Source organism: Actinomycetota bacterium, assembly GCA_013152275.1.
In the GTDB taxonomy this organism is placed as follows: Bacteria; Actinomycetota; Acidimicrobiia; order Spongiisociales; family UBA4744; genus BMS3Bbin01.
The window spans coordinates 13,879-36,950 of record JAADGS010000073.1; the positions used below are offsets into that span (position 1 = coordinate 13,879).

Here is a 23,072-nt window from a genome sequence, read left to right on the forward strand (position 1 = left end):
CTCTGGTCCGGTTCGTATGCCAAACCGTGGTCTAAACTGTTAGGGAAAGGCCAAACCGTTGAACAACCTCGCCGTCGTCACCGGAGCATCCGGTCATCTGGGCGCCAACCTCGTTCGGCGCCTTGTCGCCGATGGGCGCCCGGTTCGGGTGGTGCTGCTTCCGGACGATCCCGCTCCGGCTCTCGCAGGACTCGACATCGAACGTGTCACGGGCGACGTACTCGATGAGGAGTCGCTGCGCCAGGTGTTCCGAGGCGCCGGCACGGTCTTTCACTTGGCAGGCATCATCTCCATCGAGGGCGGCTACGGTGGCAAAGTCGTCGCCGTGAACGTCGGAGGAGTCCGCAACGCCGCGGAAGCCGCCCTGGCCGAAGGGGTGAATCGATTCGTGCACTGCTCGTCCATTCACGCGTTCGACCCGCTGCCGCTGCGCCGAGCCGTCGACGAGCGCCGCGCCCGTCCCTCGAACGGCGGGCGTGCCGCCTACGACCGATCGAAGGCAGCCGGTGAGATCGAGTTACGCAAGGTGGTCGAACGAGGTCTCGATGCCGTGACCATCAATCCGACCGGCGTGATCGGGCCGTACGACTTCCAGCCGTCGCGCATGGGCCGAGTCCTGCTGATGTTGCGAGCCGGGCGGCTGCCGGTCCTTCCCGACGGCGGGTTCAACTGGGTGGACGTGCGCGACGTCGCCGAGGCGCTGCTGCTCGGCGAGACAAAAGGGAGATCTGGCGAGTCCTACATCGCGGCCGGCCACTGGCAGTCGATGCGCGAGCTCGCGGAGCTGGTCGCCGCGGTGACCGGAGCGCGCCTTCCGCCGGTCATCCCGATGGGTATCGCCAGATTCGGCGCTCCCCTCGTCGGATTCGTCGATCACCGCCTGGGGAGGAACCCATTGTTCACCTCGGAGTCGGTCCGGGCCCTGCGCACCTACCGTCACATCGACCACGCCAAGGCGACGAGGACGCTCGGGTACATGCCTCGTCCGACTCGCGACACGATCGAAGACGTCTTCCGCTGGTTCGCGGAGGCGGGTGTGATCGAACGCGTGGGGGCGCCGAAGCTCAGTGCCCGGGCGTCCCTGCGAGCGTGGTGGAGGAGTGTCGGCCACGAGCGAGCCCGCCGACAGTCGGTGTGAGCTGTCACTTTCACCGATCACAATGCGGGGCTCGGGGCGTCATGCAGTAACCTTCGGTTCGCAATGCCACGCAGGATCCTGATCGCAAAGCCCGGCCTCGACGGGCACGACCGGGGGGCCAAGGTGATCGCTCGGGCGCTTCGCGATGCCGGCAACGAAGTGATCTACTCGGGTCTGCACCAGACTCCCGAGCAGATCGTCGATACCGCCATCCAGGAAGACGTCGACGCGATCGGTTTGTCGGTCCTCAGCGGTGCCCACATGACGCTGTTTCCACGCGTCGTGCAACTTCTCGCCGAGCAGGGTATCCACGACATCGTTGTGTTCGGTGGCGGCATCATCCCCGATGATGACATCGCCAAGCTGAAAGACGCCGGTCTGTCCGGCATCTTCACACCGGGCACACCGCTGTCCGAGATCACCGACTGGGTAGCGAGCAACATACAAGAACACTGACGAGGAGAGATTCGTGGACCTTCTGGAATACCAGGGGAAGTCCTTGTTCGCCCGCATCGGGGTACCCGTCCCCGATGGCCGGGCGGCCACCACCGCCGAGGAGGCACGGGATGCCGCCCGTGAGCTCGGCGGAACCGTGGTGGTCAAGGCGCAGGTGCAGGTAGGCGGACGAGGCAAGGCAGGCGGTATCAAGCTTGCCGAGACTCCCGATGAGGCGTATGAGCGGGCCGAGAAGATCCTCGGCATGGACATCAAAGGTCACACCGTCCATCGTGTGTGGATCGAACGAGCTTCGAAGATCAAGGCCGAGTACTACGCGTCGTTCACGCTGGACCGTTCGGCCAAGAAGCATCTCGGGATGATCAGCGCCAAGGGTGGCGTGGAGATCGAGCAGGTCGCTGCCACCGAACCGGACGCGGTCGTCAAAGTGCACATCGACCCGGTCATGGGTCTGCCGAATTGGCTTGCCACCGAGATGGTCTACCGCGCCAAACTCGACCCGGGGGCCGCCCGCGGTGCCATTGCCTTGTTGAAGAAGCTCTACCAGGCGTTCGTCGAGTTCGACTGTGATCTCGTTGAAGTCAATCCGATGATTCTGACAGAGGATGGCGAGGTGATGGCGCTCGACGCGAAGGTGACGCTCGACGAGAACGGCTTCTTTCGACACAAGGATTTTCCGGCGTTCGCCAAGGAGCACGTCATCCCGCCGGTCGAGCGAATGGCGAAGGAACGCGGGTTGAACTTCATCAAGCTCGACGGTGATGTGGGCATCATCGGCAACGGCGCCGGTCTCGTGATGTCGACTCTCGACGTCGTGTCGCTCGTCGGCGGCAAGGCTGCGAACTTCCTCGACGTCGGTGGCGGTGCAGGTGCCGACACGATCACGAACGCCCTCGAAGTCCTCATGGAGGACGCGTCGGTCAAGATCGTGTTGATCAACATCTTCGGTGGGATCACCCGCTGTGACCTCGTCGCCCAGGGTGTCCTCGAAGCGTTCGAGAGGCTCGATCTTCCGTGGCCGATCGTTGTCCGTCTCGACGGGACGAACGCCGAAGAAGGGCGAAAGATCCTTGGCAGAGTGCAGTCCGACAAGCTCGTTCCCGCGGCGACGATGCGGGAGGCAGCCGAGAAAGCCGTGCAACTCGCAGGCGGGGAGGTGGGCTGATGGCGATCATCATCGATGAAAGCACCAAGGTCGTCGTGCAGGGTCTGACCGGCAAGGAAGGTCAGTTCCACGCGCTACGCAACCGTGACTATGGGACGAATGTGGTCGCCGGAACCCGCCCCGGCAAGGGCGGCGAGGAAGTGTCCGGCATCCCGATCTTCGACACCGTGTCCCAGGCCGTTGAGGCAACGGGTGCGAACACGTCGTTGATCTTCGTTCCGCCGCCGTTCGCTGCAGACGCCGTCCTCGAGGCCGCCGCTGCGGGCGTGGATGTGATCGTGTGTATCACCGAAGGCATTCCCGCCCAGGACGAGGCAAAGGTCTTCAACTATCTGAAGGAGACGATGCCGGACACGATGTTGATCGGTCCGAACTGCCCCGGGCTCATCTCACCTGGGAAGTCGAACGTCGGCATCATGCCCGATTCGATCACCGCGCCAGGGAACATCGGAGTCGTGTCGCGTTCCGGCACGCTCACGTACCAGGCGGTGCATGAGCTCACAACGCACGGGCTCGGCCAGACGACCTGCATCGGCATCGGAGGAGACCCGGTGCCCGGCACGACGTTCATCGATGTCCTGGCCCTGTTCCAGGAAGACCCGGATACCAAAGGGATCGTGATGATCGGCGAGATCGGCGGAGATGCCGAGGAGCAGGCTGCCGAGTTCATCAGAGAGCACGTCACCAAACCGGTGGCTGCCTACATCGCCGGGGTCACGGCGCCAAAGGGCAAGAAGATGGGCCACGCGGGGGCGATCATCTCCGGTTCCAAGGGCACCGCGGCCGCCAAGATGGAGGCGCTGCAGGCCGTCGGTGTCACCGTTCTCGACGATCCGACGATGATCGGTGTGGCCATGAAGGAGCTGCTCGGATCCTGATTCACCCGTTCTCGTGACGCTTCGGCGGGATTATTCCTGTCCAGCGTCACGAGAACGGGTCAGGCATTCTCGATCGGGCGCAGCACGAACCAGGTGTATGCGATGCCGGTGCCGTAAAGGATCAACATCGCCACGAACAGCACGGCGAATCCCGGCCCGAAACCGAGCTTGCTTCTGATCCAGCCCGACAACAACGGTCCGACGGTCCACCCGGCCGTCCAGACCATCGCTTCGGCTGCCGCGAGCGACGGACGCCAAGCCTCCTTGACCTGTCCCATCGTGAACTCGGCGTAGATCGGGTTGGCTGCGTTCATCAACGCCGACCGGACGAACAGCGCTATGGCGACCGCAGCGAAGCTGCCGGAGAAACCCAGCATCGCAATGAATGGCAGTGACAGCGTTTGGACGATCACGATGCTCGCAGTCTTGCCGAACCGCTCTGCGACGATCGGTTGGAGCATCACGGCAACGGCCATGCCCAGCTGGGACCATGCGAAGACGGCACCGAGGGCTGCAAAGGACACTCCGAACTTGCCTTCGACGAAGATGTTGAGGAACGGGATGATCAACCCTGCACCGAGACCGATGAAGATGTTTGGCACCAGCAGGATCAGGATGATCCTCCTGGCGGGGCGAGGAATATGCCACAGCTTGCCCCCTATCGGTTCCGCCGGCCTGACTTCGGTGAGCTTCCAGAGGGGGAGCGCGGTGATCAGGTAGAGCACTGCGGCGACCATGACCGTCCACTGAATTGCCTGGAGGCTCTTCGGATCGAAGCCGCCGATCCTGGCGAAGAACGACGGGAGCCAGCCACCCGCGAGGCTGCCGAAGAACCCGGCGACGAGGTTTGCCGCGAACTGCGCCGAGAACAGGTACGTGCGGTTCGCCTGCGGTTCGAGTGCGGTCATCAGTGGGCTCGGCACCACCCAGAAGGCCATGCCGCCGAGCCCGATCAGGAAGATCGACATCATCGCGGGCACGATGCTGTGTGAAAGGGACAGCCCCAGGAGACCCAGACCGGCGGCGAACGCTCCCATCCGCATCATGCGCACGTACCCGGTGCGTTCCGAGAGGCGAGCCACGGGGAGGGCGAGTATGAGGGCGACGAGGTTGGGCACGGCGTTGGCGATGCCGACCATGGTCTGGGAGAAACCGAGGCCCTCGAACAGGAAGTTCAGCAGCAGCCAGGTGACGCTGAACGAGAAACCCCACAGCGTCGCGGCGACGAGGAACCAGCGCGAATCACGCGTGAACGATCGAACGTGGGTGATTGCTCTGAGCACCGGCGCATGGTAGATACCCTCCTTTCTCGTCAATGCCGGCGTCGAATGGCGACGCGTCCATTGACGGGAATTCAGCCTCTCTTTTCTCGTCAATGCCGGCGTCGAATGGCGACGCGTCCATTGACGAGAATCTTGAAGGGGGTTCTCGTAGACTCGTGGAACGTCACCAAAGCGAGGGAAACCGTGACCGTGTTCATCATCATCGTTGTCGCGCTTGCCGTGTGGTTCTTCGGCATGTACAACAGCCTGGTCAAGCTCCGGAACCGCACCGACAACGCGTGGGCGCAGATCGACGTGCAGCTCAAACGTAGGTACGACTTGATTCCCAACCTCGTCGAGACGGTCAAGGGGTATGCCGCTCACGAGAAATCCACCTTTGAACAGGTTGTCGCCGCCCGCAACCGGGCAATGGCCGCGAGCAGTGTCCAAGAGAAGGCCCAGGCCGAGAACATGCTGACCGCTGCCCTGCGGCAACTGTTCGCGCTCGCCGAGGCGTACCCGGAACTCAAGGCGAGTGTGAACTTCTCCGAGCTTCAGGCCCAACTCACCGACACGGAGAACAAGATCGCGGTTGCTCGCCAGATCTACAACGACTCGGTGCTGAGCCTCAACAACCGGGTTCAGACCGTTCCGTCGAACATCGTGGCCGGAATTGCGGGGTTCGAGACGCGTGAGTACTTCGATGCACCCGATGAGGCCGACCAGGCCCCTCAGGTGAGCTTCTGATCGTGCGCCGAATCGGTGTCGTCACACTTCTGGCGGCCCTTGCCGTCGCCGTCCTTGCCGGTCCCGCCGCGGCCAGAGGATTCGACACGACGCGCGCCGTCGTCGAGGTGCAGGTGCAGACCGATGGATCCCTTCTCGTGACCGAACGCATCACCTTCGACTTCGACGGCGCATTCGGCGGCGCCTATCGCGATATTCCCCTCGGCCCCGGTGAGGAGATCGTCGACGTATCGGTGTCGGAAGACGGCACCGTCTATCAACCTGGTGCGTCCGCAGAACTCGGTTCCGCCGGCGCTCCCGACACATTCGGCGTCGTACGGCAGGGCAACCTCGTACGCATCGTCTGGCACTATGCCGCAGCCAACGAGCAGCGTACGTTCACGGTGTCATATCGCTTTCTCGGGCTGACCAAAGCCTATGACGATGTCGTCGATGTCAACCTCCAGGTGTGGGGCGACCAGTGGAAAGGCGGACTCGACTCGCTCACTGCGACGATGACCCTGCCCGATACGCCGTCCGATGTCCGGGTGTGGGGGCATCCAGCGAGTGTCAACGGTTCAACCTCTCTCGGCGCGGGCGGCGCCTCGCCCACACTCGAGGCGAGCGGAATCCCGGCCCAACAGTTCGTCGAGATGCGCGTCGTGTTCCCACGATCCGCCTTGAGCTCGACATCCGGCGCGACCGAGATCGCAGGGGACGGCTTGCCACAGATCCTCGCGGAGGAGAAGGCCGAAGCAGCTCGCGCTTCTCGCGATCGAGCCGCGATGCGCTTCTTGGCCATCGCCCTCGTGGCCATCACGTTCGTACCCGCACTGGGCGCCGTCGCCTGGCTCTACCTGCGCTACGGTCGAGAGCCGCGAGTCGACTATGACCGTGAGTATGAGCAGGAACCGCCATCGGACGATCCGCCGGTGATCGTCGGTGGGCTTCTCTCCCAGGGAACGGTCGGTATCCCGGAGTTCACCGCAACCATGTTCGATCTGATCCGTAAAGGTGTTCTGACTGCGAGGCCCGTCACGATCGAGCGCAAGACGTGGGGTGGCTTGCGAACCGAGCAGATCTCCGACCTGGAGATCGGACTTGGTGACACGAGCATGGCACTGACCGCCGCAGAGCGCCCCGTTGTGACGGTGATGAAGAGAGTCCTTGCCTCGGGTCCCCAGCCGCTGACCGAGTTCAGAGATCTGATCAGAGAGGACGCTGCGGCGAATGCCGAGACATACAAGGTGTTCCAGAAGGAAGCCAGAAAGGCGTTGATCCGTCGAAGGCTGCTGGACACCTCCGGCACCAAGCCGATGTGGGTCATCGGCGGTGTCATGTTCGGGCTGATCTTCATCGGGATGTTCGCGCTTGCCCCACTGTCGGAGAGCAGGTGGGGGTCGGTCCTCGTTCCGGGTCTGCTGCTGGCATTCTTCGTCAACTCGACCATCCTCGGCGTGTTTGCCGTCGCCAGGAAGGGTTGGGTGAAGCGCACCGGCGCGGGTGCGCAACTGGCGGTTCGTTGGGAGGCGTTCCGGCGGTATCTGCAGGACTTCAGTCGTCTCGAGGAAGCGCCGGCGATCTCCCTGACTCTATGGGATCGTTACCTCGTCTACGCGGTGGCGCTCGGAGTCGCCGAGGACGTCCTGAAGGCGGCCCGGTTGCAGGCGCCCCCGGAATTGGAGCAGCAGAGCAGTCTGTACTGGTACGGAACCCAGGGGTACTCCGGTGGACACAGCACCAACGCGCTCGCCGCTGTTGGGAGTGCTCTGAGCGGTGCGTTCGCCGCACCCTCGTCGTCCGGCGGGGGAGGGGGTTTCAGCGGCGGCGGAGGTGGCGGCGGCGGGGGTGGTGGCGGCGGCGCCTGGTGACACCCGCTTTCCTGTCAATGCAGGCGTCGAATGCCGACGCTTGCATTGACAGGAAACTCATTTCTGCCGGCCGTACGACGTCATGTCGGTGCCGACGTGGAGGGCCGAGCACGTTCCCGTCTCCGATCCCAGTGGGCGAACACGGCCGTGCCCAGCAGCGTCCAGGCCGCCGCGGTGAAGAACATCGTCTGGTAGCTACCGAAGTGGATCGCCGCGCCGAGTGCAGGCGCGCCGATGAGGGCACCCAGGTCGAAGAGACCGGTGAAGATGGCGATGGCAGAGCCGCGGTCGGCTTTTCGGGAACGGGTCACGACCAGGGCGAGCATGATGGGGAACGCGTACGCATGTCCTGTTCCACACAGGAGACCGGCGACGACGACCGCGGTGCCGCTGCCGGCGAGTGCGAGCACGACGAAGCCGATCGTTGCCGAGGCGAGCGCCGGGTACAGCACCTTCATCTGGCCCACACGATCGGGTAGGGAGCCCGCGAAGAGGCGCAGCGCGATTGCGATACCCGAGTAGGCGGCGAAGAATGCGCCAACCGATCCGATCCCGGTCTCGACCACGAACGTCTTCAGGAATGTGAAATAGGCGGTGAGCGCCACCGCGAACACGAAGGTCAGCCACCACAGCGGCTGCAGGTCGGGGGCTGTCACCGATGCCCAGAAGCGCAGAGGGACCGACGTGCCTCTGGGAGCATCGTGAAGCGGGAGAGAGAGGAGAAGAGCGAACCCGGCGAATCCGAGTGCGGTGAGAAACAGGTGGGTGAAGGGTCCGGCTCCGAGGATGATATCGCCGAGCAGACCGCCGAGGGCGATCGGCAGGAGCCCGGAGACCCCGAAGAGGGCGAGCCCTTCCGTCCTTCTCGCAGACGGTACCTGGTCTGCCCCATAGGTGAACAGTGACGTGAACAGCAGAGCTGTCGCGAAGCCGTGAAGGATCTGTACCACATAGATCCATGGGCCGAGACCGGTCACCGTCAGATACAGGGTGAGCGTGGCGATATTGCCCAGGTTTCCGACGATGATCACAGGACGACGTCCGTAGACGTCCATGGCCCGGCCCACCCACGGGCGAACGACCACCGACGCCAGGGCGGTGAGTCCTATCAGCAGACCGATCTCGACCTCGCTCGCCCCGAGCCCGAGCAGGAATCCGGGGAAGTGGATGAACAGTGCCCATGCCATCGCCTGGGAGAGATTCGCAAGCCACGCAAGGGTGAAGCGTCTCGTCAGCAGTTTGGGCATCCAGGGAGCCTATACACGCGCCGCCTCGTGTCGACACGGATTCGGCCACCGACGTCGCGGTTAGGCTCACAAGGAGTAAGGAGAGGCAATGGCCAAGGAATACCAGCTCCGCATGTACGAGGTGGCCGAAGGGAAGATGAGCGAGTTCTTGGCGATCTTTCCAGCGGTTGTCGAAGCCCGTCGCAGCGTCGGATTCGACGTCGTGGGGGTGTGGACCATTCCCGAGGAGAACAAGTTCGTCTGGATCGTCTCGACGGATGAGCCCGGCGGGATCGGCGCGCTCACCGATGCGTACTACGCGTCTCCGCTCCGAGCCGCCATCGATCCGGAGCCGGCCTCCTTTCTGGACAAGATCGAGACCAGGCTCATGCAGGCCGTTTCGTTCTGAGCAATCGAGAGCACGCCCGTGGAGATGCACGGGCCTACGGTTAGGAGGGGGGTATCCCCATTGAGTGCCCGCATACTCGACGGAAAAGAAGTGGCGGCGGCCGTTCGGGAAGAGGTCGCCGAGATGGTTGCGACGATACCGAAAGAAGTGGGGCTGGCCACGGTGCTGGTAGGCGACGATCCGGCGTCTCATGTGTACGTCCGCAGCAAGCGGCGGATCGCGGGCAAGGTAGGCATCACTTCGATTCACAACGAGGTCCCCGCAGATGTCACCCAGGATGATCTCGAGGCGCTCGTGTCCCGGCTCAACGCCGACACCGCCGTCGACGGAATCATCGTGCAGCTTCCCTTGCCCGACCATCTCGACGAGCAGAGGATCACTTCCCTGATCGACCCCGGCAAGGACGTCGATGGGCTCCATCCTTACAACCTTGGCCTTCTCGCCCTGGAACGGCCCAGACTGGTGCCGTGCACACCTCAGGGTGTGATGCGCATCCTCGATCACTACGGCATCGAGACGTCGGGTGCTCGGGCGGTGATCGTCGGGCGGTCCTTTCTTGTGGGACGTCCGCTCGGTCTCCTGCTGGGCCTCAAGGGCACCGATGCCACAGTCACGATGGCGCACTCCCGAACTCGCAACCTGAGCGAAGTCACGCGGGAGGCAGACATCCTCGTTGCTGCGGTCGGCAGAGCCAAGATGATCGGCGCAGACGACGTGAAACCTGGGGCCGCCGTCATCGACGTCGGAATCAACCGCACCGAAGAAGGACTCGTCGGCGATGTCGATTTCGACGCGGTCGCCGAAGTGGCGGGATGGATCACCCCGGTCCCTGGAGGGGTCGGGCCGATGACCGTTGCCATGCTGATGCGCAACACCGCGACTGCGGCCCGAATGCACGTGGGATAATCCGTCTGAAAGGAGATCAACATGGCGCTACCGATCACGATGGGACCCGACGGACTCGTCGTTCCCGACAATCCGATCATCCCCTTCATCGAGGGTGACGGTACCGGCCCCGACATCTGGCGGGCATCCCGCTTTGTCTTCGACTCGGCGGTGGAGAAGGCCTACGGCGGTCATCGCCGCATTGGGTGGAAAGAGGTACTTGCCGGTCAGAAGGCGTACGACGAGGCAGGCGAGTGGCTTCCCTCGGAGACGGTGGACGCGTTCCGCGAGTACCTGGTCAGTATCAAGGGTCCGTTGACGACACCGGTTGGCGGTGGAATTCGAAGCCTCAATGTTGCGCTCCGGCAGACCCTGGATTTGTACGTGTGCCTGCGGCCCGTACGGTATTTCGACGGTGTCCCCTCGCCGGTGAAGCATCCCGAACTCGTCGATATGGTGATCTTTCGTGAGAACACCGAGGACGTCTACGCAGGCCGCGAACTCGAAGAAGGCTCGCCGGAAGCGAAGAGTCTGCTCGAGTTCATGAAGTCCCGGTTCGGCTGGGATATCCGCCCCGACAGCGGCCTCGGCCTGAAACCGGTGTCCGAGACGGCGTCCAAGCGTCTCGTCCGGGCGGCGATGAACTATGCGTTGGAGAGCAATCGTACGTCGGTGACGCTCGTCCACAAGGGCAATATCATGAAGTTCACCGAAGGCGCGTTCCGCACGTGGGGCTACGAGCTCGTCAAGGACGAGTTCTCCGACGTCGCGGTGAGCTGGGAAGACTGTGGGGGTGAGCCCGGCGACAAGCTGCTCGTCAAGGATGTGATCGCCGACGCGTTCCTTCAGCAGATTCTCACCCGACCGGCGGAGTACGAGGTGATCGCCACGCTCAATCTGAATGGCGACTATTTCTCGGATGCGCTGGCCGCGCAGGTCGGTGGGATCGGGATCGCCCCGGGAGGCAACATCAACTACGAGAACGGGATCGCACTGTTCGAGGCGACCCACGGAACCGCACCGAAGTACGCCGGTATGGACAAGGTGAACCCTGGGTCGCTGATCCTGTCCGGCGAGATGATGTTCCGGTATCTCGGCTGGGATGACGTGGCGGATCTGATCGTCAAAGGCCTCAAGGCCGCAATTGCCGACAAGATCGTCACCTACGACTTCGCCCGTCTCATGGACGGCGCGACGAAGGTGAAGACATCCGAGTTCGCGCAGGCGATGGTCGAACGGATGTAGAAACGTTCTCGGGGAGGCGTGAAGGCGCCTTCCCGACTTTGCCTCCCGTGGCGGGGGAAGTGGCTTGCGTCTCGGCGTCTACACGGTTGCCAGATCCGCCAGCAGTGCTTCGCGGTGCTCTTGGTCCTCCACTCTCGACGCGAGGTCGCGAGCGTCGGCGAGGTATCGTGCCCGGTCGGCGCCGGATGCAGCCCGGGCGAGCGCCTCGTATGCATAGCCTTCATGGAAGGCCGAGAGGTCGTTGTCCTGACACAGACGGAGTGAAACCTGTCCATGATGGAGTGCCTCGTCCGGACGGCCTGCAACCGCATACACCCTCGAGAGTTGCCACGCCCCGACCGCGAGGTCTCGCGGGGTGCAATCCTTGGTCTGAGTCCAGTGCCAACGGGAGGCATGGGCGAGATCGAGCATCTCATCGACCTCCTCGGGAGTGCGGTCCGGCTTCTCGAGCAGGTCCCACGCTGCGTTGAAGCATTCGGTCGCGAACCTGCGATGCGTTGCATCCATGGAACACCTCTCAGAGCAACCGTACAGCATTGAGCCCCCATTGAAGGGGGCTCAACACATTCCGGTTTCGGGTGCGGTTACGCAGCGGCGTCGGTCGACGCGTCACGGATCGCGTCGCGCAGCGCCTGAACCGCCGCCTTGGCGGAATCCCTGGCCGCCCGGAGTTCGTCCCTCGCCTGAATGAGACTGTCCCGTCCCTGTCTGAGCAGCGTCCTGGCCGGGTTCTCCCAGTCGCTCGCCTGCAGGCCGATGACCTGGTTCGGGACCGGGCCGGCGTACGCTTCGGCCTTGGTCATGTGTGTCATCATTTCCTGAAGCGCGGCCTGGGCCTCGGTCACGTCGTAGCCGGCCTGATCGGCCCTGTCGACGGCTGCAGAGATCCTCTCGTACGCGTCCGTTGCCGGGTTGTTGACTGCCCAGACGGCCGTGTCACCGGCGATCACTTCGCGGATCTTCGGTGCAACGACCAGATAGATCCGAAAGTCGGTGGCGATCTTGGGCACGAGGACCTGAAGCTGATCGACCGTGGTCGCCGCCTGGATCTCTCTCGAGAGAGTCCGGAGCCCTGCTTCGGCCTGGTTCAGATCGACGAACAGGTCCGCCTTGTGGCGGGTGGTTGTGTGCCCTCTCTCGTTGAGGGCCCTCCGTAGCCTGTCGATCGTCTCAAAGCGTCTGTCGATGGCCCGCTGGGCGCGTGCCTTGATCCTGTCGACGACGCCGGGCCGCTGGGTGTCCACCGTTTGCTCGGCGACCGTTCCGCCGGAGGCCGGTTCACCGGCGGTCTCTGCCATGGCAACGCCTGGCAGGGCGAGCACGAGGCTCAGTGCCACGGCTGCAGTGATGGTTCTCTTGATCATGGGGTTGCATCTCCTTCGTTTTGGTTGAAGCTGGAGTCCAGGTCGCCGAAGAGGCGATCCAGGTCTGTGAGCATGTCATCGATGTCGCTCAGGTCGACAGTGACGTCTTCCTCGGTCAGTTGTGCTGCCGTGGTCGTGGTTGTAGGCGTGGTTGCCGTCTCCGCCGTTGCCGCTCCCGCGGGTTGCGTCGTCGCCGTTTCCGCCGTTGCCGCTCCCGCTGGTTGCGTGGTTGCCGTCTCCGCTCCATCGGGTTGCGTGGTCACGGTGGCCGGGTTACTCGTAGTTGGTGCGGCCGGCTGGGACTGCGTCGTGGCGGCGGAGGTCCCTGCGACGGCCTGCGGTCCGGTGATCGGCCCACAAGCGGTCAATGCCAGGGCGCCGCCTACGGCGACGGTGGCCCAGAGGCCGGCTCTCGATCGCATTCTGTCTCCTTTCATCATCTGAAGACAGGATCGGATGCGGCTGTGTGCTCACTGTGAGCGAGATGTTCGAGGTTTGTAAGACCTGGTGGTCGGCGATCAGCCGCACCTCATTGAACCCTGGGCTCGTAGGGGTCGTGGCGACCCCCCTGAGCCCTGGGTTCGCAGAGATCTGCCGCCGGCTGGGCTACCAGAGTTCGACGTACACGAGGATGGGGACGGCGGGTGTCGACGACAAGCCGGTCGCTTCCCGGAAGTCCCACAGTTCGACCCAGAACCGGACACCGTCGGGGCGGGAGAAACTGCCCTGGTAGTGGGGGAGCCGGTCATCGTTGATCCGGGTGAAGCTGCCTCCGAAGCCTCGCTGGAGGAGTTTGCGCTCGATGTCGGCGCCGAGGGCGACATGGCTCGGAGCGCTTGCGGGGAGCGTGAAGTAATGGGCCTCGGTGTGGGTGGCACGCGGTGCCGCCTTGTCTGCGGCCTGTTTGTCGTAGAGGTCCTTGTCGGCGGCGACTTCGGCGGAACCGGCAGGGATCCACGGGTTGCCGGCGGCGAGTCGCCTGATCGACGTGTCGAGCCACTTCGCCACCCATTCGCCATGGTCCGGTGGAATCCAGTTGGCTCGACCCAGCACGAGCATGGCAACCGATTCGGCCATGTCTTCGGCCGGTCCGGTTCGCCCGTACTCGGTCGCCGCCCGACCTTCGAGTCGCCAGTCCGCGTGGAGGGGATCGGCGGATTCGTTGATCCAGCCGGTCCGGCCGGCGAAGGAGATGACGAGGTCCGATCCGTCGGCGGGGTCGACGCGGGCGATGTCGCCGTCGAGTGCGGCCTGGATGTAGGCGGGGTCGAGGGCGCGAAACTGTGCCACGTGCGCGAATTCGTGGGCGAGGGCGCGTGCGAGGTCGAGGCGGGTGGTGCGGCCCCTGTTGGGTTCGAACGTCCGGTCGACGAGGTAGATGTCGGGTCCACTCGTGAAGGCGACGGCGTTGCCGACGTGCTCTTCTTCCGGAGCCGATCCGATACGGATGATGGATCGTGGGGCGCCAATCTCCCAGAGTGCTTCGGGCAGATCGGAGAGTGCGGCGTCGAGGAGCTCGAGTTCGGCCGGATCGGGATGTGGCCGTGACCCGACGACGGTGAGGTCGTGTACCGTGCGTTGCCACACGACGTCGGTGAACGGAGGCGATCCGAGGCGGGTGAGCAGGTCGGTATCGTTGAGGTCGAATGATCCCGGAGCCGTGGTCGAGCTCGTCGTGACCGGGGCCCCACAGGCCACGACCATGGTTGCGAAGATGAGGATGAGAAGGCGTCGCACGGTGGCAGATGGTAGATGCAGGCGGGGATTGATCGATGCCATCGAGAGCATGCTCGGGCGTTGTCTGTGTCCGGCTGAGACAGGTTCTGATTGCACTAGCCTTGAGTGAGAGGTCGCGAGCCAAGGAGTTGGCACTATGAGAAAGGTCACGGTTGTCGGGGCGGGCAAGTACGGGTCGCTGACGGCGATGCGCATCGCCCAGATGGATCTTGCCGACGAAGTCGTCATGACGGACATCGTCGAGGGTCTTCCACAGGGGCTTGCCCTCGATATGAACGAGTCCCGGCCGATCGAGAAATACCGTACGTTGGTCGTCGGGACGAACGATTACGCAGATACCGCAGGCAGTGAAGTCGTGGTGATCACCGCCGGGCTTCCCCGTAAGCCGGGCATGAGCAGGATGGACCTGCTCGAGGTGAATGCCAAGATCGTCAAGAGTGTCGTCGAGCAGATCGTCCGTTACTCACCGGAGGCGACGCTGGTCGTGGTCACCAATCCACTCGATCACATGACGACACTGGCTGCCGAGGTATCCGGTCTGCCGCACAACAAGGTCATGGGTCAGGCAGGCATGTTGGACACGGCACGGTTCGTGCACTTCGTCTCGGAGGTGAGTGGTGTCGACGTGCTCGAGATCGAGGCGCTCACGTTGGGCAGTCACGGACCGACGATGGTGCCGGTGCCGTCACAGGTGAAGGTTGCAGGCAAGCCGCTGACCGAGGTGTTGACACCGGAGCAGATCGAGGCGATCGTCGAGCGTACCCGCAAAGGTGGCTCGGAGATCGTCGGGCTGCTGAAGACCGGGAGCGCCTATTTCGCCCCGTCTGCGGCGGCCGCACACATGGTCAAGGCGATTCTGCAGGACACGGGCGAAGTCATGCCGGTGTGCGCGTGGACGTCTGGCGAGTACGGTGTCGAGGACGTGTACCTGGGTGTTCCTGCCAAGCTGGGAGCCAAGGGCGTCGAGGAGATCGTCCAACTGGACATCACCGACTCCGAGTTGGAGGCACTGCGAGAGGCCGCCGTGGCGGTCAAGGCCAAGATCGAAGACTTGCACAGCATCGCTCTGTGACCACACGGGAAGGAACGAAAGCCCCCGATGTGCGGGGGCTTTCGTTGTAATCGGGGTGTGGTCCTGCCAGAATCACAATATTGTAGTTCTCTGCCAGGAGGCGGTCGTATGAACAAGGGAGACCTCGTAGAGAAGGTCGCCGATGCCGCAGGCATCAGCAAGAAGGCTGCCCACGCGGCGGTCGAGACGGTGTTCGGTGAGATCACCAAGGCCATGAAGAAGGGTGATCGAGTACAGGTGACCGGATTCGGGAGCTTCGAATCGGTGAAGCGACCGGGCCGGAAGGGCTTGAACCCGGCGACGGGTGAGAGTCTGTACATCAAGACCAAGTTCGTCCCGAAGTTCCACCCGGGGAAGGGCCTCAAGGACGAGGTCGCCAAACGCCGCAAGTAGGCGATCGGCAAGCGCGAGGAGTGGGCGACCCCCGGGGGTCGCCCACTTCCTTGTTCCGTGTCTGCGAACCCAGGGTTCAGGGGTGTCGTGATGACCGCTGCGAACCCAGGGTTCAGGGGTGTCGTGATGACCCCTACGAACCCAGGGTTCAGATGGCTCTCAGTACTCGACGTCCAGGCCGGCGGTGGCCGAGGCGTAATGGCCGAGGGCGGCCTGCTGGGTCATGAGTTTGGCCATGTTGCCGGCCACCTTGATCTTGCCGGTCATGAAGGCCATCTGCGTGTTGAGATCGCCCTTGAAGATCTTCGACGCGGTCTCGTAGCTGGATGTGATCGTGACGTCCGGGTTCTCCATAGCGCCGATTCTCTGTACCGGCGTGTCGCCGGTGGCGTCCATGTAGAACTTCGCTTCGCCTTCGGGTGCATCGGTAACGACGAACTGGAGGCTCATGTTGGCCGCCGAGGTGAAAGCGTCGCTCGCCTTGAGTGCTTCGGTGACGGCAGCGGCCCATTCGTCGGTGAGGAATGTGAATGCCATGGCTTCCTTTCTTTCTCCCTGTTGCCAGGCTAGCAGGGTTCGGGCCCGGTGCTTGCGATTGCAAGCAGTCGGTGTCCGGACGATCTCACTCATCCATCGACGGACATGGTCGAACCGGGTGCGGACGATGAGATGGAAGCCCATGCGTGCTTCGGTTGGTCAATCACCCAGGATCGGCAGAAGGGCTCGCTTGATCTTCTTGACATCTCTGGCGCCGAGCTTTGCGAGCGGTACCCGTGGGTAGCCGGGTCGGAGCCCGACCATCTCGGCGGCGGCCTTCACGCCGGGGATCCTGTAGGCCTCGACCGCCGAGGCGATCCTGGTCAGTTCCGCCTGATCCGACAGCGCGCTCCTGGGAGACCGACGTGTCTTTGCGATGACGTCGAGGACCGTGGCCGTGAGGTAGTTGGACGAGGCAGTGATCGCGCCGTAGGCACCCGCAGTCACGCAGAAGGTGATGGACCGGGTCGCTCCGGTGAACAACAGGAAGTCCACCGGAGTCTCTTGCACGAGGCGGGCCATCCGCGCGACGTCGCCTCCGGAGTCTTTCATGCCGACGATGTTGGCATGGTGTGACAGTTCGACGACCAGGTCGGTGGGGATCTCGTAGGCGGTCCACGGAGGGACCGAGTAGATCATCACCGGCAGGGGAGAGGCGTCGGCCAGGGCGAGGAAGAACCGGCGGACGGCAGCATGGTTGCCTCGGGCAAGGGTGGTCGGGGTCATGGCGAGGATGGCGTCGGCACCGGCTTCGACGGCCTCGGCGGTCTGCCGGACGGCCGTTCGAACCGTTTCCGCGGCGATGCCGCACAGCAGAAAGGTCTTGTTGCCGAGCGCGTTCCGTGCAGTGTCGAGAAGGGCCTGGCGCTCTCCGGGTTCCAGGTAGGGGCCTTCACCGGTCGAACCGGCGATCAGGAAGCCTTTGATCTTCCGCTCGGTGAGTGTGGTCAGGTTGTGTCGATGGGCATCGAGGTCCAGATCACCGGTTCGAGTGAACGGTGTGACGAGCGCAGGCATCAGGCGGGGTGGTTGCATCGGCGTGAGGCTACTACCTGGCGAAGACGCACCGGAACGAATGGCTCGAGGATGTCCCAGGGTCCGATCCTCGCGTGTTCTCGGACAGCGTCCTGTCGGCTCAGGGAGTCGGGTCCGGCTCGATGTGCATCACCGTGTCCGCAGCCCAGCAGGTGTTGACGACAGGGTCTCTGTTGCACACGGAGCCGGAGAACCACGCGAAACCGGTGAGCCAGTCATGGTCGAAGACCACACGGGTTCCGAGCCAGTCCCTGTCGGATCCGTCGTTGTCTCGCACCGCCTCAGGCCAGTTCTCCTCCAGCGCGAACCATGTGCCGCAGCGGAGGAACGCTCCGTCGTCCCCGCTCACGAACGGACGGTATCGTTGGCGGGGTCCGATCGTGCCGGATTCGTCGGATTTGTAGATCCACACTTCAACGACCGCGCCACTGATGTCACGAATCGCCCCGGCGGTCGCTTCGAGGATGGCGCAGTCGGCACCGGACTCGTCACCGGCGGCCGCCCCAACCCGAGCGCCTTCGCGCGTGCCGGCCGTGACACTCAGCCAGTCGCGAAGCCCCATGCCCCACTCGACGCTCCCAAGGGCCACGAGCAGCAGCAGGCTGAGGATCAATGCGGCTTCGATGACGGCGACGCCTTGTTCGTTGCGGATCCGCTTCATCGTGTCATCAAGGGTTCGGGATCAGTCGGACCGGGTTGCCGATGATCCGGGCCATCCAGGTCGTTCTGTCGTGTGGCTGGTTGAGTTCGATTTCCATGTACCACCAGCAATCGGATGAGCACGTGTAGCTCGACGGAATCTCGACGTTTGCCGTGACCCATTGGCCGTTGAAGATGGGGCTGCCGTCCGAGGTCTGAATCCTGCACGGCCCGCTGCTGCTGCTTCCGGTGATGGTGCCGTTCTCATCCTCGGAGAACCATGAGCACTGGGCCGTCGTACCATCGGGCATCTTGACGGTCATGTAGGCGTTGCCGTTGTCTTCGCCCGGGTCGTAGAAGTGCAGCTCGAGCCTCTTGCCCGCATGGAGCTGTTCGACTTTCGCCAGGTTCAGTATCCCGGTGGCGCCCGGTTGATTGGTGAAGATCGAGATGTCGTTGATGCCGTAGACGTGTGGGTTCGATCCCGAGGAAACCGAGGCATGGACCGAGTACTGGTTCGTGCCGCCGAGATCTCCGGTGGTCCAGACTCGCAGGACATAGATGCCCGGTGTCAACGTGCCGCCGACATCGCAGAGCTCTGCCCAGCGGTTCTTGTAGGTGGAGGCATAGGAGCCGCTGGGGATGTCGAACCGGCAGCCGGCGATGGGAAGGTTGTCGGTCGGGTCGAGTGGCGTGGTATCCGGCTCGTACAGTTCGAAGTGGGTATCGGTTCCTCCACCATCGTCTTGGGCGCGATCGCCCGTCTGATAGCTGAAGTTGCCTCGTTCGTAGAACCCGGCATCGTAGATGTGAACCTTGAGGTTTGAAGAGCCGGGTGCCACTTCGATGCCGTAGTAGTAGCCGGCCGGCCGGTACTGGGAGTTGTTGAAGTGGCTTCCGGACCACGGGTCATCCCAGAATTCGGTCGCGAATGCATCCCCGTTGAACTTGTTGGTGAGACGACCGGAGATCGCGGCCCAGAAATTCGGATCTCCACCGGTGCAGTTGGTGCCCGGGGGATTGACCGGCGCTTCGCCGAAGCAGTTGTCGGGGCTGCCTATCGGCACGGGTTTGATGTATTGGGCGGTCGACGTTCTGGTGATCGTGAACTGGTCGAACCCGATGATGCGCAGGAGATAGGTGGGCACGGTGGTGGTCAGCACCACCTGGAGGCTGTTGTCGGCGAGTGGGATGAGTTGGACGCCTCCTCCCGGATACCCGTTGGCGGCCGCGGCGGCGTCGGCGTCGTTCTGGGCCTGATCCAGGAAACCGGGCAGGTTCACCACCCCTGCGAGTGCGGCTGAGTCGGCGGCGTTCTGCAGTCTGGACGAGTTGAGGTACAGCCATGTGAGGTCGACGGAGAGCGCTGCGAATGCGAGGAGCACGACGAGCGAACCGGCCGCCCATACGAGGACGGCTCCGTTCTCGGATGTCTCGAGTCGCAGGAGTTTCCGCAGTCGCGACCTCATTCGAACGCCTCCGGTTCCATGCGCAGGATGGTGCTCTCGTCGATGACGTAGCTCCCGGTGAAGGGCGGGAAGCCGGTGATCCAATTGTGCGTCATCTGGATGCGGATGCCGATGATGTCCAGTGGTTGTGAACCGGCAGCGGTCTGTCGCGTGGACGAGGGCCACTGTTCGACGACGCTCCAGTTCAGGAGAGGATTGGCGCACGGATCCGGATCGCCGCCCGTGTAGGTCCATGTGTTCGTGCGCGACGCGATCTGGTCACCATCGGAGGTCGCCTCGTAGATCTCGAAGCGGTCGACGCGATCGAGGAAGCCGTTGGGGAGAAAATCGACGATGCTTGTCATGATCTGGCAGTCGGCGTCTGGCGCCGTCCCCACGAACGCGCCTGTGCGGACTCCTTCGCGTGCGGCCTGTTCGACGGTGAGGAAGTCGTAGAAGGACATGCCGAACTCCATGATTCCGATGAAGAGGAGCATGATGAGCGGCATGACCAAGGCGAACTCGACGAGCGTCGCTCCGTCTTGGCGACGGTTTTGCCCGCGAAGAGGTCTCACTCGTTTCCTCCCAGGGCTGTCTCCCAGCGTGGCGGCATCATCGCGCCACTGGCCCAGCCATGGAATCTACACGACGCGATGAGAACTGCAACGGCGAAGGCCTTGAACGTGGTTGCGAACCGGAGGACGGCGATGTCCCGGTCGTCACGAGATCTCATGATATCGCCGCCTTCCACCGGACAGCGACGCGTACGCAGTGTGATGCCAAGGAATAGAAGAGTCGAGGGAGATCTGCAGGCTGATCACGACCTCATCCCTTTTCTGCTCGCGAGGGCGCTTTCCGGGCCTTCCGGTCCCATACATGACAACCACGTCAGGCGTTCAGAATATCACTGTCCGTGGTCTCGGGCAAGGGGTTCGTCTGTACCCTATTTCCCCAGAACGAGGTGAAGGGGACTGCCGATGATGTAGGCACGCCACGTCGTCGTGTCCTGGGTCGTTCCGTTATACGCGTAGTGCACTTTCCACCAGCCGCCCGGATAGGTGGCGGGGAGATCGAACTCTGCTTTGAGCCACTTGCCGTTGTAGTCGTGGGCCGGTCTGGTTGCGTCGATCGTGCATGAGGTCCCCGAGGGGTGGGTGGTGAGCGCCGACCAACTGTCGGTCACCTCGTTTCGCATGCTTACGCGACACCCGCCGGACCACGGGCTTCCGTCGGGACCGAGGAAGGAGATGATGTTGCTGACATTGTTCTGCGCGTCGCCCGGGTCGTAGAGCTCGACGACGAACGTCTTTCCCCGGTACGAAGAAGCCACTTCGGCGAGGTAGAAGTCGGCGCTCGTCGCCGAGATGTTGTTGAAGATCGAGATGTCACGGATCCCGTAGAGGCGCGGCGTCGCTCCGACACCGGTCACGTTGAGCGAGTAGCGGTTGAGGCCCGTATCGTCCTGCTGCCTCGGTGTGTCGACCCGGATCTCCAGCGGATAGATGCCCGGTGCAGGATTGGCGACCGTACAGAGCGATTCCCAAACATAGGGGGCACCGGCGGCGAGCTCCGGCTCGGGGGGCTTGGTCACGCTGCATCCGGGGACCGGTGTGTTGTCGGAGATATCCAGCGGTGTGGGATCCGGGTAGTAGAGCGTCGCGATGACGGTATGGCCCGCTCCGCCGCATCCGCCGCAAACGTTGTGGTCTCCGGTGCGCTCATGATCGCCGCCGGGGGTGTGCAGGGCCAGGTCGAGGGTGTTGACGGTGAACGACGACGTTCCGGCAGCCACGTCCACGCCGTAGAGGTACCCGCGGTCCCGCCACGACGGATTGGGGGATGTGCTGCAATTCGCGCCGCTGCCGGCTCCGTCGGGACACCATGACGAGTAGGCGTCACCCATGCGCGTGTCCGTGTACTTGCCGTGGATGTTGGCCCAGAAGCCGACCCAGGTGCCGCTCTGAGGATCGTTCCCGAAGGTCGAGCCGGGACTTCCCATCGGCAGCGGGGGAACGAACTCGGCGATTGCCGATCGCGTGATCTTCTGGGAGGCCTTGCCGAACACCTTGAGAAAGAACGTCGGGACGGTCACCGAGACCGTGACTCTCAGTTCGTAGGGCGCGTTCGCGCCAGAGACATCTTGGACTCTGGCCGGTGTGACGACGGCGGCGCCGACGCCGTCTGTGAAGCCGTTGGCGGTGGCGACCTGCCGTGCGGTATTGGAGGCGTCGGTCGCGAACTTCTCGGGCATGTAGATTACGCCGGCCAGTGCAGCCGCGTCTGCCGCGCGCTGAGCCCGGCTTGCGTTGAGGTAGAACCAACCGAGGTCGGTGGCGAAGGCCGACAGCCCGAGCAGAACGACGAGCATGATGCCCACCAGCGGGAGAACGGCTCCGCGTTCGGTCTGCGGCTGCTTCATCAGGGCACTCCCTGTGCAGGCTCGAGCTGGAACACGCTGTCGTCGGACCACGGGCCGCCCGGAAGCGGCATGAAGTTCGTCAACCAGGTGTGGTCGAAGATGATTCGCACACCGAGTTCATCCAGGCCCGGCAGGCGATTGTCACGGAGCGCGGGCGTCCAGGGACAGCCGTTGACCGCCATGCACATCCAGCCCCCGCCGGCCTTGGGGATATACACATTGCTGGTGGAACACAGTCCTTCACTGCCGACGGCGCATCCCAGAGTGGCGTCGGCGGGATCTCCATTGCTGTCGGCTTTGTAGATCCAGACCGCCTGGATCGTAGACGAATGTATATCTGCCACGGCCTGTTCCACCGCGTTGAGGACGATCGTGTCTGCCGTGGCGGTGGTTCCGGCTGCCGAGCCGATACGCGCTCCGGTGCGCGCCGCGTTGGAGATGGACAGCCAGTCGATGAACGCGAATCCGAACTCGGCGACACCGAGCGCGAGGATCAGCAACATGGGCAGTACGAGGGCGGTCTCGATCAGGCTGACGCCACGCTCGGAACCGATCCGTTTTCGGGTCATGATCCAAAAACCTGAGGCTCGATGCGCATGATGACCGCCTTGGTCCAGTTGGAGATACCATCGTTATACATCGTCGTGAGCCAGTGGTGCTGGAATCGGACGGTGACCTCGATCCGCTCTGTCGGTGTGTCGATCTTTCTCCCGGAGGGAAGCCAGTTGGGTGGGACATAGGAGAGGTCGTCCGGATCGGGACACGGGGTCCAGCGGCAGGGTGTGGTGCCGTCCCACCGGTAGGTGGTCGTCTCCGACATGTGATCGGGGTCGTCGATCGTGACGTCGACGATATCGCCCATCATCGAGGCGGTGAGGGCGCGTTCGACCGATCGTAGGATGGCGATATCTGCTGCCGAATCGTTGCCTGCCACGGCCCCGATCCGAGCACCCTCCCTGCTCGCGTGACTGATCGAGAGCCAGTCCTTGAAAGCCAGGCCGAATTCCATAATGCCGTACAGGACGGTAATGAGAAGTACCGAGACGATGGCGAACTCGATGAGGGTTGCACCGTGGTCGTCCTTCATTCGGTTGGCAGGGTGCGGATCATGCACATTCCCCCCGATGGAAACCACTACTCTATGTGGTGACAGTACTGCAATAGGCG

26 protein-coding genes are annotated in these 23,072 nt (G+C 63.4%); 11 read left to right on the top strand and 15 right to left on the bottom strand.

All coding sequences use genetic code 11. The annotated features are described in order from the left end of the window. Positions 1 to 58 precede the first annotated feature (58 nt). The 4 genes from GXP34_11725 (at position 59) to sucD (ending at position 3,637) form a co-directional block, all read left to right on the top strand. Positions 59 to 1,138, top strand: a complete 1,080-nt coding sequence (locus GXP34_11725) for an NAD-dependent epimerase/dehydratase family protein (GenBank protein ID NOY56640.1) — start codon at positions 59 to 61, stop codon at positions 1,136 to 1,138. Positions 1,139 to 1,201: 63 nt separating this feature from the next. Then, positions 1,202 to 1,594, top strand: a complete 393-nt coding sequence (locus tag GXP34_11730; GenBank protein NOY56641.1) for a cobalamin B12-binding domain-containing protein — start codon at positions 1,202 to 1,204, stop codon at positions 1,592 to 1,594. Between the two features lie 13 nt (positions 1,595 to 1,607). Next, a complete protein-coding gene (sucC, locus tag GXP34_11735; GenBank protein ID NOY56642.1) occupies positions 1,608 to 2,759 on the top strand; it encodes an ADP-forming succinate--CoA ligase subunit beta in 1,152 nt (383 codons plus the stop codon). Next, complete coding sequence (gene sucD, locus GXP34_11740; GenBank protein NOY56643.1) at positions 2,759 to 3,637, top strand: succinate--CoA ligase subunit alpha; 879 nt, start codon at positions 2,759 to 2,761, stop codon at positions 3,635 to 3,637. Before sucC ends, sucD begins: the two co-directional genes overlap by 1 nt. Before the next feature lie 59 nt (positions 3,638 to 3,696). Here sucD and GXP34_11745 read toward each other — a convergent pair whose 3' ends face one another. Further along, entirely contained in the window at positions 3,697 to 4,920 is a 1,224-nt protein-coding gene (locus tag GXP34_11745; GenBank protein ID NOY56644.1) for an MFS transporter, read from the bottom strand. Between the two features lie 105 nt (positions 4,921 to 5,025). On the opposite strand from GXP34_11745, the gene GXP34_11750 reads away from it, so the two are divergent. Beyond that, complete coding sequence (locus GXP34_11750; GenBank protein ID NOY56645.1) at positions 5,026 to 5,646, top strand: LemA family protein; 621 nt, start codon at positions 5,026 to 5,028, stop codon at positions 5,644 to 5,646. Between the two features lie 2 nt (positions 5,647 to 5,648). Then, positions 5,649 to 7,496, top strand: coding sequence for a DUF2207 domain-containing protein (locus tag GXP34_11755; protein NOY56646.1), 1,848 nt, complete (start codon positions 5,649 to 5,651; stop codon positions 7,494 to 7,496). 80 nt (positions 7,497 to 7,576) lie between these two features. On the opposite strand, the gene GXP34_11760 is transcribed toward GXP34_11755, so the two are convergent. After that, positions 7,577 to 8,743: an MFS transporter gene (locus GXP34_11760; GenBank protein NOY56647.1), complete on the bottom strand. Its 1,167-nt coding sequence runs from the start codon at positions 8,741 to 8,743 to the stop codon at positions 7,577 to 7,579. Between the two features lie 88 nt (positions 8,744 to 8,831). Here GXP34_11760 and GXP34_11765 point away from each other — a divergent pair, with 88 nt between their 5' ends. The 3 genes from GXP34_11765 to icd are packed head-to-tail and all read left to right on the top strand — an operon-like array spanning position 8,832 to position 11,261. Continuing rightward, positions 8,832 to 9,131, top strand: a complete 300-nt coding sequence (locus tag GXP34_11765; protein ID NOY56648.1) for a hypothetical protein — start codon at positions 8,832 to 8,834, stop codon at positions 9,129 to 9,131. Positions 9,132 to 9,191: 60 nt separating this feature from the next. After that, complete coding sequence (gene folD, locus GXP34_11770; GenBank protein NOY56649.1) at positions 9,192 to 10,037, top strand: bifunctional methylenetetrahydrofolate dehydrogenase/methenyltetrahydrofolate cyclohydrolase FolD; 846 nt, start codon at positions 9,192 to 9,194, stop codon at positions 10,035 to 10,037. Between the two features lie 21 nt (positions 10,038 to 10,058). Beyond that, on the top strand, positions 10,059 to 11,261 hold the full coding sequence (gene icd / locus GXP34_11775) for an NADP-dependent isocitrate dehydrogenase (GenBank protein ID NOY56650.1): 1,203 nt from the start codon (positions 10,059 to 10,061) through the stop codon (positions 11,259 to 11,261). A gap of 78 nt (positions 11,262 to 11,339) precedes the next feature. Here the strand turns inward: icd and GXP34_11780 are convergent, their stop codons facing one another. The 4 genes from GXP34_11780 to GXP34_11795 all read right to left on the bottom strand — a co-directional run bounded on the left by GXP34_11780 (position 11,340) and on the right by GXP34_11795 (position 14,362). Continuing rightward, positions 11,340 to 11,768 carry a hypothetical protein gene (locus GXP34_11780; protein NOY56651.1) on the bottom strand — a complete coding sequence of 143 codons (429 nt, stop codon included), beginning with the start codon at positions 11,766 to 11,768 and terminating at the stop codon, positions 11,340 to 11,342. Between the two features lie 77 nt (positions 11,769 to 11,845). Further along, positions 11,846 to 12,625 carry a hypothetical protein gene (locus GXP34_11785; protein NOY56652.1) on the bottom strand — a complete coding sequence of 260 codons (780 nt, stop codon included), beginning with the start codon at positions 12,623 to 12,625 and terminating at the stop codon, positions 11,846 to 11,848. Beyond that, positions 12,622 to 13,047 (bottom strand): hypothetical protein, encoded by a 426-nt coding sequence (locus tag GXP34_11790; protein NOY56653.1) that lies wholly within the window; start codon positions 13,045 to 13,047, stop codon positions 12,622 to 12,624. Before GXP34_11790 ends, GXP34_11785 begins: the two co-directional genes overlap by 4 nt. Positions 13,048 to 13,231: 184 nt before the next feature. Next, a complete protein-coding gene (locus GXP34_11795; protein NOY56654.1) occupies positions 13,232 to 14,362 on the bottom strand; it encodes a DUF4157 domain-containing protein in 1,131 nt (376 codons plus the stop codon). 136 nt (positions 14,363 to 14,498) lie between these two features. Between GXP34_11795 and mdh the strand changes: the two genes are divergently transcribed. Together mdh and GXP34_11805 are read left to right on the top strand one after the other, a co-directional pair. After that, positions 14,499 to 15,434, top strand: coding sequence for a malate dehydrogenase (gene mdh / locus GXP34_11800; GenBank protein NOY56655.1), 936 nt, complete (start codon positions 14,499 to 14,501; stop codon positions 15,432 to 15,434). Positions 15,435 to 15,542: 108 nt separating this feature from the next. Then, the gene (locus tag GXP34_11805; GenBank protein NOY56656.1) at positions 15,543 to 15,827 is read left to right on the top strand and encodes an HU family DNA-binding protein; all 285 of its coding nucleotides are present in this window, start codon (positions 15,543 to 15,545) and stop codon (positions 15,825 to 15,827) included. Positions 15,828 to 15,986: 159 nt separating this feature from the next. Here GXP34_11805 and GXP34_11810 read toward each other — a convergent pair whose 3' ends face one another. From GXP34_11810 to GXP34_11850, 9 genes are all read right to left on the bottom strand, one after another. Next, positions 15,987 to 16,364 (bottom strand): SCP2 sterol-binding domain-containing protein, encoded by a 378-nt coding sequence (locus GXP34_11810; GenBank protein ID NOY56657.1) that lies wholly within the window; start codon positions 16,362 to 16,364, stop codon positions 15,987 to 15,989. Between the two features lie 159 nt (positions 16,365 to 16,523). Further along, positions 16,524 to 17,399 carry a dihydrodipicolinate synthase family protein gene (locus GXP34_11815; GenBank protein ID NOY56658.1) on the bottom strand — a complete coding sequence of 292 codons (876 nt, stop codon included), beginning with the start codon at positions 17,397 to 17,399 and terminating at the stop codon, positions 16,524 to 16,526. A 100-nt stretch (positions 17,400 to 17,499) separates the two neighbouring features. Beyond that, positions 17,500 to 18,060, bottom strand: a complete 561-nt coding sequence (locus tag GXP34_11820; protein ID NOY56659.1) for a hypothetical protein — start codon at positions 18,058 to 18,060, stop codon at positions 17,500 to 17,502. 7 nt (positions 18,061 to 18,067) lie between these two features. After that, entirely contained in the window at positions 18,068 to 19,507 is a 1,440-nt protein-coding gene (locus GXP34_11825; protein ID NOY56660.1) for a hypothetical protein, read from the bottom strand. After that, on the bottom strand, positions 19,504 to 20,061 hold the full coding sequence (locus GXP34_11830; protein NOY56661.1) for a pilus assembly protein: 558 nt from the start codon (positions 20,059 to 20,061) through the stop codon (positions 19,504 to 19,506). The genes GXP34_11825 and GXP34_11830 overlap by 4 nt, the downstream gene beginning before the upstream one ends. Further along, positions 20,058 to 20,219 (bottom strand): hypothetical protein, encoded by a 162-nt coding sequence (locus GXP34_11835; GenBank protein NOY56662.1) that lies wholly within the window; start codon positions 20,217 to 20,219, stop codon positions 20,058 to 20,060. Before GXP34_11835 ends, GXP34_11830 begins: the two co-directional genes overlap by 4 nt. Positions 20,220 to 20,429: 210 nt before the next feature. Then, the gene (locus GXP34_11840) at positions 20,430 to 21,905 is read right to left on the bottom strand and encodes a hypothetical protein (protein NOY56663.1); all 1,476 of its coding nucleotides are present in this window, start codon (positions 21,903 to 21,905) and stop codon (positions 20,430 to 20,432) included. Then, positions 21,905 to 22,474, bottom strand: coding sequence for a pilus assembly protein (locus GXP34_11845; protein ID NOY56664.1), 570 nt, complete (start codon positions 22,472 to 22,474; stop codon positions 21,905 to 21,907). Before GXP34_11845 ends, GXP34_11840 begins: the two co-directional genes overlap by 1 nt. Then, a complete protein-coding gene (locus GXP34_11850) occupies positions 22,471 to 22,992 on the bottom strand; it encodes a pilus assembly protein (protein ID NOY56665.1) in 522 nt (173 codons plus the stop codon). Before GXP34_11850 ends, GXP34_11845 begins: the two co-directional genes overlap by 4 nt. Positions 22,993 to 23,072 lie beyond the last annotated feature (80 nt).

What these genes read in the sequence shown, in the direction of transcription:
- GXP34_11730 (NOY56641.1), top strand. Translation starts at nt 1,202, where the DNA reads ATGCCACGCAGGATCCTGATCGCAAAGCCCGGCCTCGACGGGCACGAC.
- sucD (NOY56643.1), top strand. Translation starts at nt 2,759, where the DNA reads ATGGCGATCATCATCGATGAAAGCACCAAGGTCGTCGTGCAGGGTCTG.
- GXP34_11750 (NOY56645.1), top strand. Translation starts at nt 5,026, where the DNA reads ATGGCGACGCGTCCATTGACGAGAATCTTGAAGGGGGTTCTCGTAGAC.
- GXP34_11760 (NOY56647.1), bottom strand. Translation starts at nt 8,743, where the DNA reads ATGCCCAAACTGCTGACGAGACGCTTCACCCTTGCGTGGCTTGCGAAT.
- GXP34_11765 (NOY56648.1), top strand. Translation starts at nt 8,832, where the DNA reads ATGGCCAAGGAATACCAGCTCCGCATGTACGAGGTGGCCGAAGGGAAG.
- icd (NOY56650.1), top strand. Translation starts at nt 10,059, where the DNA reads ATGGCGCTACCGATCACGATGGGACCCGACGGACTCGTCGTTCCCGAC.
- GXP34_11780 (NOY56651.1), bottom strand. Translation starts at nt 11,768, where the DNA reads ATGGATGCAACGCATCGCAGGTTCGCGACCGAATGCTTCAACGCAGCG.
- GXP34_11785 (NOY56652.1), bottom strand. Translation starts at nt 12,625, where the DNA reads ATGATCAAGAGAACCATCACTGCAGCCGTGGCACTGAGCCTCGTGCTC.
- GXP34_11790 (NOY56653.1), bottom strand. Translation starts at nt 13,047, where the DNA reads ATGCGATCGAGAGCCGGCCTCTGGGCCACCGTCGCCGTAGGCGGCGCC.
- mdh (NOY56655.1), top strand. Translation starts at nt 14,499, where the DNA reads ATGAGAAAGGTCACGGTTGTCGGGGCGGGCAAGTACGGGTCGCTGACG.
- GXP34_11805 (NOY56656.1), top strand. Translation starts at nt 15,543, where the DNA reads ATGAACAAGGGAGACCTCGTAGAGAAGGTCGCCGATGCCGCAGGCATC.
- GXP34_11810 (NOY56657.1), bottom strand. Translation starts at nt 16,364, where the DNA reads ATGGCATTCACATTCCTCACCGACGAATGGGCCGCTGCCGTCACCGAA.
- GXP34_11815 (NOY56658.1), bottom strand. Translation starts at nt 17,399, where the DNA reads ATGCAACCACCCCGCCTGATGCCTGCGCTCGTCACACCGTTCACTCGA.
- GXP34_11820 (NOY56659.1), bottom strand. Translation starts at nt 18,060, where the DNA reads ATGAAGCGGATCCGCAACGAACAAGGCGTCGCCGTCATCGAAGCCGCA.
- GXP34_11825 (NOY56660.1), bottom strand. Translation starts at nt 19,507, where the DNA reads ATGAGGTCGCGACTGCGGAAACTCCTGCGACTCGAGACATCCGAGAAC.
- GXP34_11835 (NOY56662.1), bottom strand. Translation starts at nt 20,219, where the DNA reads ATGAGATCTCGTGACGACCGGGACATCGCCGTCCTCCGGTTCGCAACC.
- GXP34_11840 (NOY56663.1), bottom strand. Translation starts at nt 21,905, where the DNA reads ATGAAGCAGCCGCAGACCGAACGCGGAGCCGTTCTCCCGCTGGTGGGC.
- GXP34_11845 (NOY56664.1), bottom strand. Translation starts at nt 22,474, where the DNA reads ATGACCCGAAAACGGATCGGTTCCGAGCGTGGCGTCAGCCTGATCGAG.
- GXP34_11850 (NOY56665.1), bottom strand. Translation starts at nt 22,992, where the DNA reads ATGAAGGACGACCACGGTGCAACCCTCATCGAGTTCGCCATCGTCTCG.